This window comes from Streptomyces sp. NPDC088147, assembly GCF_044741565.1.
Lineage (GTDB): Bacteria > Actinomycetota > Actinomycetes > Streptomycetales > Streptomycetaceae > Streptomyces.
Window position 1 is genome coordinate 304,328 of sequence record NZ_JBIUSY010000011.1, and the last position, 17,256, is coordinate 321,583.

Annotated in this window: 17 protein-coding genes; 7 read left to right on the top strand and 10 right to left on the bottom strand. The window is 73.1% G+C overall.

Features of this window, described 5'->3' with window-relative positions; translation table 11 throughout:
- Nucleotides 1–21: 21 nt before the first annotated feature.
- Nucleotides 22–210: a hypothetical protein gene (locus ACIOGX_RS34160; protein ID WP_356516437.1), complete on the bottom strand. Its 189-nt coding sequence runs from the start codon at nt 208–210 to the stop codon at nt 22–24.
- Nucleotides 211–444: 234 nt separating this feature from the next.
- On the opposite strand from ACIOGX_RS34160, the gene ACIOGX_RS34165 reads away from it, so the two are divergent.
- Nucleotides 445–1,536: an NUDIX domain-containing protein gene (locus ACIOGX_RS34165; RefSeq protein WP_401918631.1), complete on the top strand. Its 1,092-nt coding sequence runs from the start codon at nt 445–447 to the stop codon at nt 1,534–1,536.
- Between the two features lie 112 nt (nt 1,537–1,648).
- Here ACIOGX_RS34165 and ACIOGX_RS34170 read toward each other — a convergent pair whose 3' ends face one another.
- A complete protein-coding gene (locus ACIOGX_RS34170) occupies nt 1,649–3,013 on the bottom strand; it encodes a dipeptidase (protein ID WP_356516439.1) in 1,365 nt (454 codons plus the stop codon).
- 150 nt (nt 3,014–3,163) lie between these two features.
- On the opposite strand from ACIOGX_RS34170, the gene ACIOGX_RS34175 reads away from it, so the two are divergent.
- Nucleotides 3,164–4,471, top strand: a complete 1,308-nt coding sequence (locus ACIOGX_RS34175) for a geranylgeranyl reductase family protein (protein WP_401918562.1) — start codon at nt 3,164–3,166, stop codon at nt 4,469–4,471.
- A gap of 151 nt (nt 4,472–4,622) precedes the next feature.
- Here ACIOGX_RS34175 and ACIOGX_RS34180 read toward each other — a convergent pair whose 3' ends face one another.
- Nucleotides 4,623–5,027, bottom strand: coding sequence for a nitroreductase/quinone reductase family protein (locus ACIOGX_RS34180; RefSeq protein WP_401918633.1), 405 nt, complete (start codon nt 5,025–5,027; stop codon nt 4,623–4,625).
- A gap of 209 nt (nt 5,028–5,236) precedes the next feature.
- On the opposite strand from ACIOGX_RS34180, the gene ACIOGX_RS34185 reads away from it, so the two are divergent.
- From ACIOGX_RS34185 to ACIOGX_RS34195, 3 genes are all read left to right on the top strand, one after another.
- On the top strand, nt 5,237–5,941 hold the full coding sequence (locus tag ACIOGX_RS34185) for a TetR/AcrR family transcriptional regulator (RefSeq protein WP_356516443.1): 705 nt from the start codon (nt 5,237–5,239) through the stop codon (nt 5,939–5,941).
- Between the two features lie 100 nt (nt 5,942–6,041).
- On the top strand, nt 6,042–7,385 hold the full coding sequence (locus ACIOGX_RS34190) for a sensor histidine kinase (protein ID WP_401918564.1): 1,344 nt from the start codon (nt 6,042–6,044) through the stop codon (nt 7,383–7,385).
- A 136-nt stretch (nt 7,386–7,521) separates the two neighbouring features.
- On the top strand, nt 7,522–8,187 hold the full coding sequence (locus tag ACIOGX_RS34195) for a response regulator transcription factor (protein ID WP_129768271.1): 666 nt from the start codon (nt 7,522–7,524) through the stop codon (nt 8,185–8,187).
- On the opposite strand, the gene ACIOGX_RS34200 is transcribed toward ACIOGX_RS34195, so the two are convergent.
- The 4 genes from ACIOGX_RS34200 to ACIOGX_RS34215 all read right to left on the bottom strand — a co-directional run bounded on the left by ACIOGX_RS34200 (nt 8,148) and on the right by ACIOGX_RS34215 (nt 11,069).
- Entirely contained in the window at nt 8,148–8,477 is a 330-nt protein-coding gene (locus ACIOGX_RS34200; protein WP_356516447.1) for a DUF6332 family protein, read from the bottom strand. The two genes, ACIOGX_RS34195 and ACIOGX_RS34200, sit on opposite strands and share 40 nt — an antisense overlap.
- Nucleotides 8,478–8,585: 108 nt before the next feature.
- Nucleotides 8,586–9,332, bottom strand: coding sequence for a maleylpyruvate isomerase family mycothiol-dependent enzyme (locus tag ACIOGX_RS34205; RefSeq protein WP_356516449.1), 747 nt, complete (start codon nt 9,330–9,332; stop codon nt 8,586–8,588).
- Nucleotides 9,333–9,355: 23 nt separating this feature from the next.
- Nucleotides 9,356–9,703 (bottom strand): SCO4225 family membrane protein, encoded by a 348-nt coding sequence (locus ACIOGX_RS34210; RefSeq protein ID WP_356516451.1) that lies wholly within the window; start codon nt 9,701–9,703, stop codon nt 9,356–9,358.
- Between the two features lie 94 nt (nt 9,704–9,797).
- Nucleotides 9,798–11,069 (bottom strand): MFS transporter, encoded by a 1,272-nt coding sequence (locus tag ACIOGX_RS34215; RefSeq protein ID WP_401918568.1) that lies wholly within the window; start codon nt 11,067–11,069, stop codon nt 9,798–9,800.
- 117 nt (nt 11,070–11,186) lie between these two features.
- On the opposite strand from ACIOGX_RS34215, the gene ACIOGX_RS34220 reads away from it, so the two are divergent.
- The gene (locus ACIOGX_RS34220; protein WP_401918570.1) at nt 11,187–12,404 is read left to right on the top strand and encodes an ROK family protein; all 1,218 of its coding nucleotides are present in this window, start codon (nt 11,187–11,189) and stop codon (nt 12,402–12,404) included.
- Nucleotides 12,405–12,477: 73 nt separating this feature from the next.
- Here the strand turns inward: ACIOGX_RS34220 and ACIOGX_RS34225 are convergent, their stop codons facing one another.
- Both ACIOGX_RS34225 and ACIOGX_RS34230 read right to left on the bottom strand, forming a co-directional pair.
- Nucleotides 12,478–13,002, bottom strand: coding sequence for an ATP-binding protein (locus ACIOGX_RS34225; RefSeq protein WP_356516457.1), 525 nt, complete (start codon nt 13,000–13,002; stop codon nt 12,478–12,480).
- Between the two features lie 256 nt (nt 13,003–13,258).
- On the bottom strand, nt 13,259–13,576 hold the full coding sequence (locus tag ACIOGX_RS34230; RefSeq protein WP_129768277.1) for a hypothetical protein: 318 nt from the start codon (nt 13,574–13,576) through the stop codon (nt 13,259–13,261).
- 352 nt (nt 13,577–13,928) lie between these two features.
- On the opposite strand from ACIOGX_RS34230, the gene ACIOGX_RS34235 reads away from it, so the two are divergent.
- The gene (locus ACIOGX_RS34235) at nt 13,929–15,026 is read left to right on the top strand and encodes a PLP-dependent cysteine synthase family protein (RefSeq protein WP_401918635.1); all 1,098 of its coding nucleotides are present in this window, start codon (nt 13,929–13,931) and stop codon (nt 15,024–15,026) included.
- A gap of 96 nt (nt 15,027–15,122) precedes the next feature.
- On the opposite strand, the gene ACIOGX_RS34240 is transcribed toward ACIOGX_RS34235, so the two are convergent.
- Nucleotides 15,123–17,207: a hypothetical protein gene (locus tag ACIOGX_RS34240; protein WP_401918572.1), complete on the bottom strand. Its 2,085-nt coding sequence runs from the start codon at nt 17,205–17,207 to the stop codon at nt 15,123–15,125.
- Between the last annotated feature and the right edge of the window lie 49 nt (nt 17,208–17,256).

Below are 17,256 nucleotides of genomic sequence, written 5' to 3' on the forward strand. Positions count from 1 at the left end.
CGGTTCTCCGGCGCGTACGCGTCACTTGGCGCCGCAGGAGCCCGAGTCGGTCGCCTGGTGCGGTACGACGACGAGGAAGACGTCCGAGTCGAGATCCATCACGACCTCGGCCGGTGTGCCCTCGTCCCGCCGTGCCCGCGCGAACTCCTCCGCGGGCCAACTGCCGCGCGGTCCTCCCGCGGGAAACTTCTCCAGCACCGTCCGGCGCATTGGTTACCCCCTTGCTCTGTCGAGCTCTCAACGACGTGCCTCGGGGTTGTGTTACGGCCCGGCGGGGACATCGGTCCGTACAGGAGACGCGCGCGGGGCCTCGGGACGACCTCGATCCGGACACAGCTCGGACACGACCGGTCGGCCGGTGCGGGCTCGCCGGTCTGCCCAGGGGTTTCCGGGGCAGGGTGTTGCGGGCAGTCCACTGAGGGCTACGGAAGAGGGGGAACCGTGATCGTCGTCTGGATCAACGGTGCGTTCGGAGCGGGCAAGTCCAGCACCGCACGCGAACTGATCGACCTGATCCCGAACTGCACGCTGTACGAACCCGAGCTGATCGGCGGGACGCTGGCCGAACTGCTGCCGCAGAAGCGGCTCGCCGAGGTGACCGACTTCCAGGACCTGCCGATCTGGCGGCGCCTGGTGGTCGATACGGCCGCCGCGCTGCTGGCCGAGGTGGGCGGGGCGCTCGTCGTGCCGATGACGCTGCTGCGCCAGGAGTACCGGGACGAGATCTTCGGCGGGCTCGCCTCGCGTCGTATCCCCGTACGGCACGTATTGCTCACCACAGATGAAACGATCCTGCGCGGAAGGATCGCGGCCCGTGAGGCTCGCGAGGCCCATGTGGCCCACGAGGCCCGTGAGTCGGGCGAGCCGCGCGCGGACGACCCGGGCGGGCATGGAGTGGGCGAGCGCCTCCGGCGCGGGGGCGACGCGTACATCGAGCCCTACCGCGCGGCGCTCGGCTGGCTCACCGGCGACGCCCTGGTGATCGACAACACCGGTCTCACGGCGCGCGAGACCGCCGTCTGCGTCGCGGAAGCGGTACGGACCGGCACGGCGGGCCTCTGCGAGATCGTGCAGACACCCGAGCCGACCGCCGAGACCGTCGCGGCGGGCGTCCTGCTCTTCGACGAGCAGGACCGCGTCCTTCTCGTCGATCCCACGTACAAGCCCGGCTGGGAGTTCCCCGGCGGCGTGGTGGAGGCCGGTGAGGCGCCCGCCCGCGCCGGGATGCGCGAGGTCGCCGAGGAGATAGGCATCGAACTCACCGATGTGCCCGGACTGCTGGTCGTCGACTGGGAACCGCCGAGACCGCCGGGGTACGGCGGACTGCGGCTGCTCTTCGACGGCGGTCTGCTCCCCGCGCACCTCGCGGGACAACTGCTGCTGCCGGGGCCCGAGCTGCGGGGCTGGCGCTTCGTCGGCGAGGAGGAGGCCGGGCGGCTGCTGCCGCCCGCCCGTTACGCCCGGCTGCGCTGGGCTCTGCGGGCCAGGGAGCGCGGGACCGTACTCAACCTGGAGGACGGGATCCCCGTGGGCTGACGACGCGCCCACAGGGCCCTCAGGCCGCTCCGGGGTCCGTTCCGGGGCGGCGCAGCGGGCGTTCCGGGTCCGCTCCGGAACGGGTCCCGGCCCCTGGCCCCCTCAAGCGCCGTCAGCCCTTCTTGGACCGCGCGTAGTTGACCAGGAACAGGGCCTCGGAGACCGACAGGCGCTCCAACTCCTCGGGGGACACGCTCTCGTTCACCGCGTGGATCTGCGCCTCCGGCTCGCTCAGTCCGATCAGCAGGATCTCCGCCTTCGGATACAGCTCGGCCAGGGTGTTGCAGAGCGGGATGGAGCCGCCCATTCCGGAGGCCTGCATCTCCTGGCCGGGGTACGCCACGCGCATCGCGTCGGCCATCGCGGTGTACGCGGGGCTGGAGGTGTCCGCGCGGAACGGCTGGCCCTGGCCGATCTGTTCCACCGCGACCCGCGCACCCCACGGCGTGTGCTTCTCGATGTGGGAGACGAGCAGTTCGGTCGCCTCGGCGGCGTCCTGGCCCGGCGGCACCCGCAGACTGACCGTCGCCCGCGCGCTCGCCTGGATCGACGGGGTGGCGCCCACCACGGGCGGGCAGTCGATGCCCAGGACGGTCACGGCCGGGCGGGCCCAGATGCGGTCGGCGACCGTGCCCTCGCCGATCAGACCGACACCGTCGAGCACCTTGGCGTCCTTGCGGAAGTCTGCCTCGCCGTAGGCCAGTCCGTCCCAGACGGCGTCCGAGGGCAGCCCGTCCACGGTGGTGGAGCCGTCCTCGGCGCGCAGCGAGTCGAGCACCCTGATGAGGGCGGCGAGCGCGTCGGGGGCCGCCCCGCCGAACTGTCCCGAGTGCAGGTTGCCTTCGAGGGTGTCGACGGAGACGCGGACCATCGTCATCCCGCGCAGTGTGGCCGTGACCGTCGGCAGGCCCAGCTGGAAGTTACCGGTGTCGCCGACGACGACGGCGTCGGCGGCCAGCAGCTCGGGGTGGGCCTCCGCGTACCGTTCGAGACCGCCGGTGCCCTGCTCCTCCGAACCCTCCACGATCACCTTGACGTTCACCGGCACCCCGCCGTTCGCCTTGAGCGCCCGCAGGGCCAGCAGATGCATCAGGAAGCCGCCCTTGCAGTCGGCGGCCCCGCGTCCGTACCAGCGGCCGTCGCGCTCGGTCAGCTCGAAGGGCGGTGACACCCAGGCGTCCTCGTCCAGCGGCGGCTGCACGTCGTAGTGGGCGTAGAGCAGCACCGTGGGCGCGCCCTCGGGGCCCGCCAGCAGGCCGTAGACGGACTGGGTGCCGTCAGGAGTGTCGAGTGTCGAGACATCCTGGAACCCCTCCGTCCGCAGCGCGTCGGCGACCCAGCGCGCGGCGGCCTCGCACTCGCTCCTGGGGAACACCGCGGGATCCGCCACCGACCGGAAGGACACCAGCTCCGCGAGCTCCGTGCGGGCACGGGGCATCAGCGACGCTACGGTCTCGGCGATCGGATTCGCGGTCATGGGCACGCTCCTGGTGGGTACGACGTTGTCTCAGTCGGGTGTTACGTCGAAGTCTCTGCCGATCCTCCCACAGCGGGTTCACCGAGCCAGCGCCGTAGGATGCCGTTCGACAGCAGGGGCCACCGGTCGGATCAGGAGCAGAAGCACATCGTGAGCAGCGAGAACGCAGATGCCGGAAGCGAGCACGACGAGCGGGTGTGGGATGTCGTCGTGGTCGGCGCAGGGCCGGCGGGGGCCTCCGCGGCATACGCGGCGGCGGTCGCGGGCCGTCAGGTGCTGCTGGTGGAGAAAGCCGAGTTGCCCCGCTACAAGACCTGTGGGGGCGGGATCATCGGGCCCTCGCGCGACTCACTGCCCCCGGGCTTCGAGTTGCCGTTCCGGGACCGCGTGCACGCGGTGACCTTCTCCCTGAACGGCAAGCTCGCCCGTACCCGCCGCTCCAAGCGCATGCTCTTCGGGCTCATCAACCGCCCGGAGTTCGACGCGAGTCTGGTGGAGCACGCGCAGAAGGCGGGCGCGGTGCTCCGTACCGGCGTGACGGTCTCGCGCGTCGAGCAGCACGGCCCGGCCGTGCCCGACCGGCGTACGGTCGCCGTCGTCCTGGCTGACGGCGAGACGGTGCTGGCGCGGGCCGTGGTCGGCGCGGACGGCAGTGCCAGCCGGATAGGCGCCCATGTCGGGGTGAAGCTGGACCAGGTGGATCTGGGGCTCGAGGCCGAGATCCCGGTACCGCCGACGGTCGCCGAGGACTGGGCGGGGCGGGTGCTCATCGACTGGGGCCCGCTGCCCGGGAGTTACGGATGGGTGTTCCCCAAGGGCGACACGCTCACCGTCGGCGTGATCTCGGCGCGTGGTGAGGGCGCCGCGACCAAGCGCTACCTGGAGGACTTCATCGCCCGGCTCGGGCTCGCCGGCTTCGAACCGGCGGTCTCGTCCGGGCATCTGACCCGGTGCCGCAGCGAGGACTCGCCGCTGTCGCGCGGCCGGGTGCTGGTGTGCGGGGACGCGGCGGGCCTCCTCGAACCGTGGACCAGGGAGGGGATTTCCTTCGCCCTGCGTTCCGGGCGGCTCGCGGGGGAGTGGGCGGTACGGATCTCGGAGTCGCACGACGCCGTGGACGCCCGCCGCCAGGCGCTGAACTACGCGTTCGCCATCAAGGCCGGGCTCGGTGTGGAGATGGGCGTCGGCCGGCGGATGCTGGCCATCTTCGAGCGCAGGCCGGGACTGCTGCACGCGGCGATCACGGGGCTGCGCCCGGCGTGGAACATGTTCGCGGACATCACCCGCGGTTCGACCACACTGGCCGGTGCCGTACGGACCCATCCGCTGGCCCGCCGCGCGCTGGATCTGCTGGACCGCAGGCAGCAGCCGAGTGAGGCCGGGACGCCGGACGCCGAGACGCCGGAGCCCGGTGCGGCGGGCGTGACGGGTGCGCCGGAGGCGGGCGCCCGGGAGTGAGCGACGGGCCCTGCGCGTCTGGCCCTGAGTGACTGGCACAACGCGTCTGGCCCTGAGTGACGGGCCCTACGCGTCTGGCCCTGAGTGACGGGCGCTGAGCGTCTGGCCCTGAGCGTCTGGGCCTGAGCGCTTGGGCCCGGGGGCGTCCTGATCAGGAATCCGTGCTGATCAGGAAGACCGGGTGGTCGGGGGCCGCCGCGATGATCTCCGCGTCGGAGGACTTCGCGGTGACCCCCTGGAAGTACTGGTTGACCTCCCAGCCCCAGCGCTCCAGATAGGAGCGCAGGATCGGGAGCTTCTCGCTGTCGGGGATCTCCGTCGCGGTGAACGCCCGGACCTTGCGGCCGACGCGCAGCTCACCGGTGCCCGCGGCGCGCATGTTGCGTACCCACTGCGAGTGGCCGCGGGCGGAGACCAGGTACTGCTCGCCCCGGTAGGTGTGCGGGTTGACGGGGATGCGCTGCGTCCGGCCGCTCGTGCGACCGCGTACGGACAGTTCGGCCGAGCCGAGGAGGCTCACGCCGTGCCGGGCGAGCCGGCCGATGAGCCCGTTCATCCGGACGGTGAACGGGCTGGCCTTGAGGTAGTGCGACTGCGACTGCGACACGGTGAATCTCCAGGGTGTGGGACGAGGGCGTTGAGAGCGCGAGAGCGTTGAGAGAGCACTGCTCTCGCTTGAGAGCAGTGTGCACCGGCTTGGTGCTCTGAAGCAAGAGCAGTGCTCTCTCTTTTGGTCGGTGCTCCGAACGCATTACACTGCTCCGAATGACGACCATCCGGGGAGCCAGGGAACGGGCCCGCACCGAAGTCACGGCGGCCATCAAGGACGAGGCGCGCAGACAGCTCGCGGCCGAGGGCGCGGCGAAGCTCTCACTGCGCGCCGTCGCCCGCGAACTGGGCATGGTCTCGTCCGCCCTCTACCGGTACTTCCCCAGCCGCGACGAGCTGCTGACCGCGCTGATCATCGACGCCTACAACGCGGTCGGTTCCGCCGCCGAACGGGCCCTCGCCGACGCGGGCCCCGCCGATCCTCCCGCGCGCTGGACCGCCGTCTGCGTGGCGGTACGTGCCTGGGCCCTGGCCCATCCGCATGAGTACGCACTGATCTACGGGTCGCCCGTGCCCGGTTATCAGGCACCCCAGCTGACGGTCGAGCCCGCGTCCCGGGTCGGGCTGGCGCTGATCTCCATCGCCGCCGACGCCCACCGCGCGGACGGCATCGCCCTTCCGCCGCTCTCGGACGAGCTGCGCCCGGAGGCCCGGCGGCTCGCGGCCCAACTGGCGCCCGGCCTTCCCCCGGAGGTGGCGGCCGCGCTCATCGCGGCCTGGGCCCAGCTCTTCGGGCTGGTCTCCTTCGAGGTCTTCGGCCAGTTCAACGGCGTGGTCGAGGCCCGCGGCGAACTGTTCACCCACGCCGCCCGGCGCCTCGCGCACGAGGTCGGGCTGATGGAGCGCGGCGGTACGCCCTGAAGGGCCGGTCCGCCGAGGCGTCCCGTACTCCTCCGGGAGTACGCGTGATCACCTCGCCCGGCTGACGCCCGGAGCGCGCCGCCGGTTTAGCGTGACCGCTATGGAAGAGCAGCACAGCCGCCGGGGCCGGTGGCGGGACGGGGGCCGGGCCGGGGGCCAGGACGCCGACGGCCCCCACTGCCGGCGCGCCGGTCCTCCCTGGGCGCGCGGCATCGGCCACTGGCCGTACGACGGGCCTCCCCGGGGGCAGGACGGACCGCCGTCCCGGCTGCCCGGGGCACGCCGCCCCGGCCGCCGCCCCGGCGGAAGGAGAGGCCGGCTGCCCTGGCGGTCCACCCTGTTCCTGGCCGCCTTCGTCCTGGTGGGGACCGCCTTCGCCGCCGCCGACCAGCCCGATCGGCAGCCCCTGGACGTCTACGCGCGGCTGCTGCTGCTCGCCGGTCCCGCGCTGCTGCTGTTCCGCCGGAAACACCCCGTCGTCGTTGTCTTCGGCGTCTGGGCGACCGCGCTCGTCTACTTCGCCGCCGGCTATCCGTACGGCCCTGTCCTCGTCACCGTCGCGCTCGCCTGCTTCGCCGCGATCGTCACGGGTCACCGGCAGGCGGCCTGGTGGGCGGTCGGCACGCTCTGGGCGGGACATCTGCTGATCGTGCACTGGCTCTACCGCTGGCTGCCCCCGGCCCACGACCGGCCCGCGCCCTGGGGAGAACAACTCGTCATCGCGGCCTTCGTGCTCGCCCTCTGCGCGGCCTCCGAACTCGTACGGGTACGCCGTGAGCAGTGGGCCAGGGAGGGCGCCGAGCGTGCGGTGGCCAAGAAGCGCCGCGAGAACGAGGAGCGGCTGCGGATCGCCCGAGAGCTGCACGACGTACTGGCCCACTCCGTCTCGGTCATCAACGTCCAGGCGGGAGTGGGGCTGGCCCTGCTCGACTCCGACCCCGAGCAGGCCCGCACCGCGCTCACCACGATCAAGGCGGCGAGCAAGGAGGCGCTCGGCGAGGTACGGCAGGTCCTCGACACCCTCAGAACACCCGGCGACGCCCCGCGCGCCCCCGCCCCGGGCCTCGACCGGCTGCCCGAGCTGGTCGAACAGGCCGCGAGCGCCGGACTGGCCGTCGACATCCGACGGGACGGGGAACGGGCCGCGCTGCCGCCCGGAATCGATCTGGCCGCCTTCCGGATCATCCAGGAGGCGCTGACCAACGTGGTGCGCCACTCCGGGTCCCGTACGGCCGAGATCGGCCTCGGTTACGCTCCCGAGCTGCTGGAGCTGCGTATCGACGACGCGGGCCCGGCCACCGGCGGCGACACGGGGGGCGGCGGCAACGGTCTGGTCGGCATGCGCGAGCGCGCCGCCGCGCTCGGTGGCACGATCGAGGCCGGCCCGCGTCCGGACGGCGGTTTCCGCGTACGGGCCACGCTCCCGCTGCGCCCCGGAGACTGAACACCCGGAGTCCGGAAACGGCCCGCACACGCCAGGGCCGGAACACCCAGGACCTGATCCCGGCTTGCACACCCAGGGCCTGAGCCGGGCTTGCACACCCAGGGCCTGAGCAGGGCCCGAACGCCAAGGAGACACCGTGATCCGTGTACTGCTCGCCGACGACCAGTCGCTCGTACGCGCCGGCTTCCGCGCGCTGCTCGCCGCCCAGCCGGACATCGAGGTCGCGGGCGAGGCGGCGGACGGCGAGGAGGCGCTGCGCCGGGTGCGTGAACTGAGCCCCGACGTGGTGCTGATGGACATCAGGATGCCGCTGCTCGACGGGCTCGCCGCGACCCGAGGGATCACCGAGGACGGCCGGCTCGACCAGGTGAAGGTGGTCATGCTCACCACCTTCGAACTCGACGAGTACGTCTTCGAGGCGATCCGCTCCGGCGCCTCCGGCTTTCTCGTCAAGGACACCGAACCGGAGGAACTGCTGCGCGCGGTGCGGGCGGTGGTGGAGGGGGACGCGCTGCTGTCCCCCGGGGTCACCCGTCGGCTCATCGCGGAGTTCGCGTCCCGCTCCAAGGCGCCGACGGGCCTCGCGGAACTGGCGGTGCTCACCGAGCGGGAGCGGGAGGTGATGGCCCTGGTCGGGATCGGACTCTCCAACGAGGAGATCGCCCGCAGGCTGGTCGTCAGCCCGCTCACGGCCAAGACGCATGTCAGCAGGACGATGGTGAAGCTGGGCGCCCGCGACCGGGCCCAACTGGTCGTCCTCGCCTATGAGTCGGGGCTGGTACGGCCGGGCTGGCTCGGCTGACCGGCCGGCGTCTCCGGTCGCCGTCCCGGGAGGTGCCCCGTCAGACCCCGGCCGGGACGCGGGAACCGCCACAGGACCTGGACGACGCGCGCCACGAACGCGAGACACGCGGCGACGGCGGCGACGCTCCGGAGCGCGTCGGGCAGGTCGAAGTACCACGCGGGTCCCGCGATGACGCCGTACACCAGCGCCGCCGCGAACGCACCCGTCAGTACGGCGAAGCCGATCTCGACCGTGATGGCGTCCCGTTCGGCGTCACTGCGCGTGGTCCCCGCGATCCGCTTCCCCATGGTCCGAGTCTGACCTCGCCCATGGCACGGGGCAAGGCGCCACCCGGGGCACGGGGCAAGACGCCACCCGGGGCACGGGGCAAGACGCCACCCGGGGACGGGGCGCGGTCAGACGGCGGATCTCTCGCGCCAGAGCCGGGCGGTTCCCGGATCGCCGGTGAGGGTGACGGCGTCCAGCGGCAGCCGGTTCCAGAGCGCCAGATAGAGCCGCTCGGCGGGACCGGCCATTTCGCAGTCCGCGGGGCCCTCCGCGGTGCGTTCGGTACGCGGAGGCCCGGCGGAGATCCGTACCGTCCAGACGTCGTCCGTGTCCGTCGTCCGTACGCGCAGCACCCGCGGTGCGTCGGACCGTACCCGGCTGCGTTCGCGGCCGTGGAAGCCGGTGAGCAGCTCGTCGATGCCGTCCGCCGCCAGGCCGGTGCCCAGCGGAGGGGCCACCGTGTCCCGGACAGGCCCGAGCGCGGAGTGCGCGTCCACGCGGTGGACCGCCGTCTCGTGCGCCTGCCGCCGGGCCCAGAACGCGAGCGGTGCGGGCGCGGGCAGGAAGGTCCAGCAGGTCAGTCCGGCGGGCGCTTCGGCCAGCGCGGCGACCAGCAGAGCGTGTGCTTCCCGGTACCACGCGACGAGCGCGTCCCCGTCGAGATCGGGCTCGGCGTCGGGGCGTCGGGGGGTGAGCTGCCCGTTGGCCACGAAGCCCGTCGCCCAGCGGTGGACGGTGCCCGCGTGCCGCAGCAGATCGCGGATCCGCCAGTCGGGGCAGGTCGGCACCGGCGCGTCCGTACCGGCCTCGGCCGCCGCGTCGGCCAGTGAACGGCCGTCGCGGGCGAGGCAGATGAGGTGTTCGGCGGTCTCCACGCCCCGCATTGTGCCAGTCGGCGTCAGGCCCCGTGGGGGTGCGCCGACCCCTGCGTGTGACGGAGCAGCCGTACGAACGCCCCGATGGCCGCCGCCTGGATCAGCACCGAGAGCACCAGCGCCGGATAGAGGAAGCCGGCGGACTCCGCGACCGCGTCGCCGATCAGCCCGCCGCCGACGAAGAACGCGAAGATGGCCGGCGCGGCGAGGAAGAACAGCCACACCCCGGCGAACGAGGCGTCCTGGTGCTGTACGAAGAGGGTGTCGACCGCGACGAACACCGTCACCGCGGCGACCAGGCCGAGATAGACCTGCGACGCGCGATTGCCGAAGGTCAGCCGCGCGAGTCCGGTCAGCCGTCCTGAGTTCATTGCTCTGTCTCCCCTGAAGTGGTGGTCCCTCCAGGGTGGTTCGGTCCGAACGGATGTGCCTGAGTACGGCTACTCATCCGTCGGTCGTGCCCACTCAGGCCGGCCGCGCGGACTCCGCGGGGTCCGCCGACGCGTTCCGCGCGGAGTAGCCGATGAGCGCGGCGGCGCCCGCCAGCAGGGCCACCGTGGTCAGCGCGAGAGGCAGCGTGAACCAGTCGGCGAGAAAACCGATCGCGGGCGGCCCCAGCAGCATCCCGCCGTACCCCAGCGTCGAGGCGGCGGCGACCCCGCCGGGCCCCGCCAGCGCCCCCGCGCGGCCGATGGCCACGGGGAAGATGTTGGCGAGGCCGAGACCGGCCACGGCGAACCCGGCCAGAGCCAGCGAGGCGCTCGGCGCGAGAGCGCCGACCAGCATGCCGAGCGCGGCCGTGACGCCGCCCGCGACCAGGGCGCGGGTCTGGCCGAGGCGCTCCAGCAGAGCCGTACCGGACAGCCGACCCGCCGTCATGGCGAGGGCGAAGAGCGAGTAACCGGCCGCCGCCAGACCGGGGGTGGCGCCCAGGTCCTGGGTGAGATGGAGCGCGCTCCAGTCGGCCATCGCGCCCTCGCCGTAGGCCGTGCACAGGGCGATCACACCGAAGAGGAGGACCAGGCGCCGGGTGCGTCCGTCGGGCCGCCGCGGTACGGCCGCCGTCCGCTTCACGGTCTCCTCCGGCTCGCGCTCCCGCTCCGTGCCCTCGGGGACGGGCGCGGGGTGCCGGAGCAGGGCGGGGCCGGTGACGGCGGTGACGAGCAGACCGGTGCCGGTCAGGAGCGAGAGATGGACCGCGGGGGAGAGGCCGCCCGCGACCAGCCCGCCCAGACCCGCCCCGATCATGCCGCCGAGGCTGAACGCGGCGTGGAAGCTGGAGATGACCGGGCGCCGCAGGGCGGCCACGAGATCGACGGCCGCGCTGTTCATCGCGACGTTCAGCCCGCCGTACGCGGCGCCGAAGACCAGCAGCACCAGCCCGAGCGTCAGGGCCGAGTGCGTCTGCGGCGGCAGCACGATACTCAGCGAGAGCAGTACGGCACACACCACCGTCACCGGATGGCCGCCGAAGCGCCGGCAGAGCCGGCCGGTGAACACCATCGTCACGACGGCGCCCGCGGAGACGCCGAGCAGCGCGAGTCCGAGGGCGCTCGCCGAGGCCCCGGTCTGCTCCTTGATGGCCGGGATGCGGACCACCCAGCCGGCGAACATGAAACCGTCGAGGGCGAAGAACACGGTCAGTGCGATGCGGAGGCGGGACAGCGAGGACCGGGAACCGGGTTCTCCGTCGCGCCCTCCCGAGAGGACCGTCCTTACTTTGTTTAGGTGCGGCACAAAGTGAGCATAGGGGCCGTGGCCCGTGCTCACAAGCCGCCGGTGGCGCCCCGCGAGCCGTCGGCAGTGCTCGACGGACCGTCGGCACGGGGCGCGGATCATGGGAGACTCGCCCCCATGAACGGCAAGGGGACGACCGCCCGGACGAGGCTGGAGAGAGGCCGCGGCGCACTCGGTCCGGCACTGGAACTGGTGCACACCGGCCGTGCGCCCACCCGCGCGGTGCTGACCGCGGAGCTGGGGGTCACCCGCGCCACCGCGGGCGCGGTCGCCGCGGAGCTGGAGGCCCTCGGTCTGATCCGGGTCGACTCACGTCCCGGCGCCGGCGCCGGTTCCCAGGGCAGGCCCTCGCACCGGCTGTCCGTCGACGACACGGGGCCCGTCGCGTTCGCCGCGCAGGTCCACGCGGACGGCTTCCGGGCCGCGTTGGTCGGGCTCGGCGGCCGGATCGTCGCCACCGCTCCCGTGCGCGGTACGGTCACCGCGGATCCGGCGCAGATCCTCGGCGAGGTCGTCGAGGCCGGGGCGGGGCTGCTGCGGACCACCGGGCTGCGCTGCGTCGGCGCGGGCCTCGCCGTACCGTCGGCCGTCGCCGAGCCGGAGGGCACGGCGCTCAACCCCCTGCATCTCGCCTGGCCCGCCGGGGCGCCGGTGCGGGAGATCTTCGCCGAGCGGGTACGCGCGGCGGGCATCGAGGGCCCCGCGTTCACCGGCAACGACGTCAATCTCGCCGCGCTCGCCGAGCACCGGCACGGCGCGGGGCGCGGCGCCCAGCATCTGCTCTGTGTCGCGACCGGACACCGGGGGGTGGGCGGCGCGCTGGTGCTCGACGGCAGGCTGCACACCGGCAGTGCGGGCCTCGCCCTGGAAGTCGGCCATCTCACGGTCAACCCCGAGGGCCGCCCCTGCTATTGCGGCAGCAAGGGCTGTCTCGATGTCGAGGCCGACCCGCTCGCCTTCCTGACCGCGGCCGGCCGCGCCCCCGGCCCGGAGGTCTCACTGCTCCAGCAGGCCCGCGACCTGCTCCGCACGGAGCACGCGGACCCCGCCGTACGACGAGCCACCGAGGAACTGATCGACCGGCTGGGGCTCGGGCTCGCGGGGCTGGTCAATATCCTCAACCCCGACCGCATCATCCTGGGCGGCCTCCACCGGGAACTGCTCGACGCCGACCCGGAACGGCTGCGCGCCGTCGTCGCGGACCGCAGCCTGTGGGGCCGCAGCGGCGGCGTACCCATCCTGCACTGCACTCTCGACCACAACAGCCTGGTGGGCGCGGCCGAGGTGGCGTGGCAGCCGGTACTGGACGATCCGCTCGGCGCGCTGGCCCCCTGACGCTGACCGTAGGCCGTTCGGGTGGTTCGGGAAGCGGCGCCCTCGCCGGAACGCCGCCGGTGGCCGGTCACGGTCAGCTGATCACGGCCGACCTGGCCCAGGCGTGCCCGTGCTCCCTGGTCATGGCGCCGAACTCGGCGCCGGGAAAGGGGCCGTCGGTCGTCGCGCCGTACACCGGGCGCAGAGGCAGGGCGAACGCCGCGGGCGGTGCGGTGAGGGTGAACCAGATGCTCTTCCCCGTGTCCCCCCGGGCCCGTATGCCCCAGCTCTCGCTCACCGCCGCGATCAGGGCGAGACCACGGCCGCCGGTATCGAAAAGACTTGCGTCGCGGACCGTGGGGAGGCGCGGATCATGGTCGCTGACCGAGACCATGAGCCGTTCGAGAAGAAGCTCGATATCGACAGTGCACCGTTTGTCCGGCTGTGCGTGCCGGTGGACGTTGGTGAGCAGCTCGGTGACACCGAGCGCCGCGTAGTCGATCAAGGGATCGAGATGCCAATAGCGCAATTGCGCCGAGATTATTCTGCGGACCTGTCCGATCCGCGACGGCAGGGCGTGGAGCTCCACCGTGCAGTGCCTGCTGGGCTGGCTGATCACGGCCACGACTCCCCGAAAAGAGGTCCGGAAGAAGACGACGATCGGATCCAGCAACGGGCGCGTTGCCGATCCCGCCCGGCGGGGCTGGATCACAACGTCACCGCCGGTTAACCCTGAGTGATGTGAGATCAGAGTGAACCCGGGGGCTCGGCTTCGCAACTCGGGCAGACCGGACCGCCGTTCGTGGCAGGTTTCCGGTGAATTCCGGAAGAATTCCGGACATATTTCGGGCGGGTCGGTGCGGCGGCCCCGCGGCTCAGGTTTTGGTGTGGCTCGCCCTGCTGACGGTGTCCATGAAGCGCCCGGCGAGCGCCGTCGCGTCGGGCCTCCGGCCGCGCTGGCCCATGGTCAGCCGGTAGCGGATCCCGTTCAGGGTGGCGACCGTACTGCCGCTGCCCGCGAACCACGGCTTGGCCGTACGCACGGCCCGCAGGGGCGCGCTGTCGATCACCCGGCCGTAGCTGGTCAGCAGGGCCAGCCTGCCGTCCTGGATCAGGACCTGGCCCGCCCTGGTGAGTGAGCGGGGCCATCGCTCGATCCGTACCCCGCGCGCGCTGAACTCCGGCTCAGCCATGGCTCTTCAGCCCCCTCCGTGCCCATTCCCCGTGCCCGTTCCCCTCAAGTCCCCTCAAGAGTCCCCTCAAGGCAGTGTGCACAAGTATGCGGGCAGGCACCAGAGCGCGTTTCCGGCGGGGTCCAGAAGCGATTCCTATGGCTGCCCAAAGTCAATGTTTGCGCAGGTGGTGGCGGTACCGTTAAGGGACGGGGGCCGGTTCGACGGACGAGGAACGGCGCGCATGACTGGACGAGACGGATCCGGTACGGACGGGACGGCGGCGGCCGTGGGCGGGGCGGCGGAGCCCGTGGACGGCCGGGCGACGGCGCTCACGGACAGCCGTGGGACGGCGCTCACGGACGGCCGGGCGATGGCGACCATCGACGTGGACCGCAGCGATCCCGCCTATCGCGCATGGCTCAAAGAAGCCGTACGGAAGGTCCAGGCCGACGCCAACCGCTCCGCCGACACGCACCTGTTGCTCTTCCCGCTGCCCGAGCGGTGGGGAATCGATCTGTATCTGAAGGACGAGTCGACCCACCCGACCGGCAGCCTCAAGCACCGGCTCGCCCGCTCGCTCTTCCTCTACGGGCTGTGCAACGGGTGGATCAGGCCCGGCGCACCGGTGATCGAGGCGTCCAGCGGCTCGACGGCCGTGTCCGAGGCGTACTTCGCGAAGCTGATCGGGGTGCCCTTCATCGCCGTGATGCCCCGTACCACCAGCGCGGAGAAGTGCCGGCTCATCGAATTCCACGGCGGGCGCTGCCACTTCGTGGACGACTCGCGGAAACTGTACGAGGAATCGGCCCAGTTGGCGGCCACGACCGGCGGCCACTACATGGACCAGTTCACCTACGCCGAGCGCGCGACCGACTGGCGCGGCAACAACAACATCGCCGAATCGATCTACCAGCAGCTGAGGCTGGAGCGCTATCCGGTGCCCGCGTGGGTCGTCGCCACGGCCGGCACCGGCGGCACTTCCGCGACCATCGCGCGCTACGTCCACTACATGCAGTACGACACCCGCATCTGCGTCCCCGACCCGGAGAACTCCTGTTTCTTCGACGGCTGGACCCGGCACGACGCACAGGCGTGCAGCGAGCGCGGCTCGCGGATCGAGGGCATCGGCCGGCCGCGGATGGAACCGAGCTTCGTGCCCGGCGCCATCGACCGGATGATGAAGGTGCCGGACGCGGCGAGCGTCGCCGCCGTGCGCGCCCTGGAGCGGGCCATCGGACGCAAGGCGGGCGGCTCCACCGGTACCGGGCTGTGGAGCGCGCTGAAGATCGTCGCGGAGATGGTGGCCGAGGGGCGCAAGGGCAGTGTGGTGACCCTCCTCTGCGATCCGGGCGACCGCTATCTCGACAAGTACTACTCGGACGCCTGGCTGGCCGGACAGGGACTGGACATCGCGCCGTACACGGAGACGCTCGACCGCTTCCTGGAGAACGGCGTCTGGCCGGACTGACGGGCCGGCGGGCGGCGCGGCCGGCGGGCGGAGGGTTCGGCGGGCGGCACGGCCGGCGGGCGGAGGGGCCGGCGGCGCGGACAGGCTCCGGGCCTCTCAGCCGATCGCCCGGAGGCCGCCCCCGCCGGTGAGCCGCGCCGACAGCCGTACGGAACCCTCCCGGGGCGCCCGTACCGCCAGCGTCGTCGCCTTCGCGTCCGCCCGCACGCTGCCGGTGGCCTCGATCCGCGTGACATCGCGACTGCCCGCGGCGAGCAGGAACCACTTCCCCGAGGGCGACTTCCAGCGTGTCCCCGCCAGGATGTGCTGCCCGTACCTGCCGCAGGACGCGGTGTTCTCCTTCTCGGCCACCACCGTGCCCGGCGCGTTCGCCGCGGACGCGGGCCGCTGGAACTGCACCAGGATCCGGCCGGGGCCGCGCCAGGTGTCGGCCCGCGTGCAGACCCAGGTGGACCGCCCGCCCGATTCCGGGAGCGCCTGCTCCGCGAACGCCCAGTTGTTGACGGCCCGTACGCCGGAGCCGCGCAGCGTACGCAGCGAGCACGCGGTACGCGCCCAGCTGAGCAGCGCGGGACCGCCCGTCGCCTCCCGGGGGCCGCGCGCGGGCGCGTCGCCGGGAAGCGGGGTGTACGTGAGATGCGCCGGGGAGGGTTCGCCGAGGTCCGTGACGAGGAACGAGTGCCGTTCGGCGATCCGTTCCGAGGAGCGCAGCTCCATCACCGGCCAGGCCACGCAGTCGCCGCCGGACGCCGGAGCCGGTACGGCGCCGGTCACGCCGTCGGCGGAGACGCCGAGGCCCCGGGCGGGGGTGCCGGGCGCCAGCAGATCGCGGATGGCCGACCCGGCGATCCACGGGGCGAGCAGATAGCGGGCTCCGTCCGGGGTACGGCCGACCGTGAGCGCGGCGGCCGTCGTCATATCCGCCTGGTCGGCGCGGGCGAAGGCCAGGGACGGCGCGTCCGCGCCGGGCGCCGGCTCCCCTCGGTTCCCCGATTCCGGCAGCGGCTCCGGCAGCGGGTCCGACCCGGGCAGCGGCTCCGGCAGCGGCCCCCGCTTCGGTACCGGCACCCGCGGCGCGACCGGCTCCGCGTACCGGACGATCCGCTGGCCGTCGTGGAGCAGGACCACCGCCGCCCCGTCCAGATCGCCCGCGTACAGCAGACGCGGCGGCTGCGTGGGCGGCGCCGTACCGGTGCCGGGAGTGGCGGAGACCCTGACGGCGGGCCCCGGGCCGCCCCAGACGCGCAGCGCGCGCTTCAGCAGTGCGGTGTCGTCGGTACGGCCGCCCCTGGCAGGCCAGACGGAGAAGTCGAGCCGGGAGGTGTTGGCCCACGCGTCCCGCGGCGCGCGTTCCAGCAGGGCCGGGTCGAGGGCGCGGGCGAGCGCCGCCGTACCGGCCGGACCGTAGAGGGAGCCGCCCGCGACGGACCGCTCCGGGGCGTCATCCTCGGGCAGGGACACCGCCAGCGCCGCCCCGGCCAGCGCGATCGCCACGGCCGCCGCCGCGATCCTCGACCGCTGCCTGCGCCGCAGCAGATCGGTCGGCCGGGTCTGCACCGTACAGGGGTCGAACTCCGCGGTACCGAGCAGCTTTCCGGCCCGGCCGTCCCGGTGGGCGGCGAGCCGTTCCGCCGTACGCACGGCGGCGGCCGGGTCCGCCACCCCGGCGTCCTCCAGCAGAGCGCGCACCGCCTGCTCGGACAGGCCCTCCAGCACGCGCAGGGCGAGCGCGGCACGCGCGGGCGCGCTGACCGTGGACAGGGCCTGGTCCAGGGCGAGTTCGTCGGTGCCGCCGGCCCGGGGGAAGAGCCGCAGCCCCACGACGAGCGGCAGGCCGGCCCGCGGCCGGGCGGACCGCACCCGCCACCAGGGCGACGGCTGGTCATGGGTGAGCGCGGCACGCAGCACCTGACCCCGTAGCCAGCCGTAGGCGGAGCCGCTCGGCGTGCGCTGTCCAGGCACCCGCGCCCGCGGGGCGCCCTTGCGCGCGGCCGGCAGCACATGCTGGACGGTGGCGTGCGCGGTGAGGACGCGTCGGTGGCGGCCGAGTGCGGGAGGGAGGGTGAGATAGGCCAGCCGGACCAGCCGCGGGTAGTGCTCGACGAGGGCGGCCTCGGCGTCATCGACGCCGGGACGCGGGCCCGTGGTGGCGTTGTCGGTCGGCTGTCGGTGGGTCGGCATGGGGACGGTGCCCTTCCGCATGTGCTGACGCGTCGTCGCTCGGCGCTGC

Excerpts from the sequence above, each read along its gene's own strand:
- ACIOGX_RS34160 (WP_356516437.1), bottom strand. The coding sequence starts at position 210 with ATGCGCCGGACGGTGCTGGAGAAGTTTCCCGCGGGAGGACCGCGCGGC.
- ACIOGX_RS34230 (WP_129768277.1), bottom strand. The coding sequence starts at position 13,576 with ATGGCTGAGCCGGAGTTCAGCGCGCGCGGGGTACGGATCGAGCGATGG.
- ACIOGX_RS34240 (WP_401918572.1), bottom strand. The coding sequence starts at position 17,207 with ATGCCGACCCACCGACAGCCGACCGACAACGCCACCACGGGCCCGCGT.
- ACIOGX_RS34210 (WP_356516451.1), bottom strand. The coding sequence starts at position 9,703 with ATGAACTCAGGACGGCTGACCGGACTCGCGCGGCTGACCTTCGGCAAT.
- ACIOGX_RS34220 (WP_401918570.1), top strand. The coding sequence starts at position 11,187 with ATGAACGGCAAGGGGACGACCGCCCGGACGAGGCTGGAGAGAGGCCGC.
- ACIOGX_RS34235 (WP_401918635.1), top strand. The coding sequence starts at position 13,929 with ATGGCGACCATCGACGTGGACCGCAGCGATCCCGCCTATCGCGCATGG.
- ACIOGX_RS34180 (WP_401918633.1), bottom strand. The coding sequence starts at position 5,027 with ATGAACGGGCTCATCGGCCGGCTCGCCCGGCACGGCGTGAGCCTCCTC.
- ACIOGX_RS34200 (WP_356516447.1), bottom strand. The coding sequence starts at position 8,477 with ATGGGGAAGCGGATCGCGGGGACCACGCGCAGTGACGCCGAACGGGAC.
- ACIOGX_RS34170 (WP_356516439.1), bottom strand. The coding sequence starts at position 3,013 with ATGACCGCGAATCCGATCGCCGAGACCGTAGCGTCGCTGATGCCCCGT.
- ACIOGX_RS34185 (WP_356516443.1), top strand. The coding sequence starts at position 5,237 with ATGACGACCATCCGGGGAGCCAGGGAACGGGCCCGCACCGAAGTCACG.
- ACIOGX_RS34190 (WP_401918564.1), top strand. The coding sequence starts at position 6,042 with ATGGAAGAGCAGCACAGCCGCCGGGGCCGGTGGCGGGACGGGGGCCGG.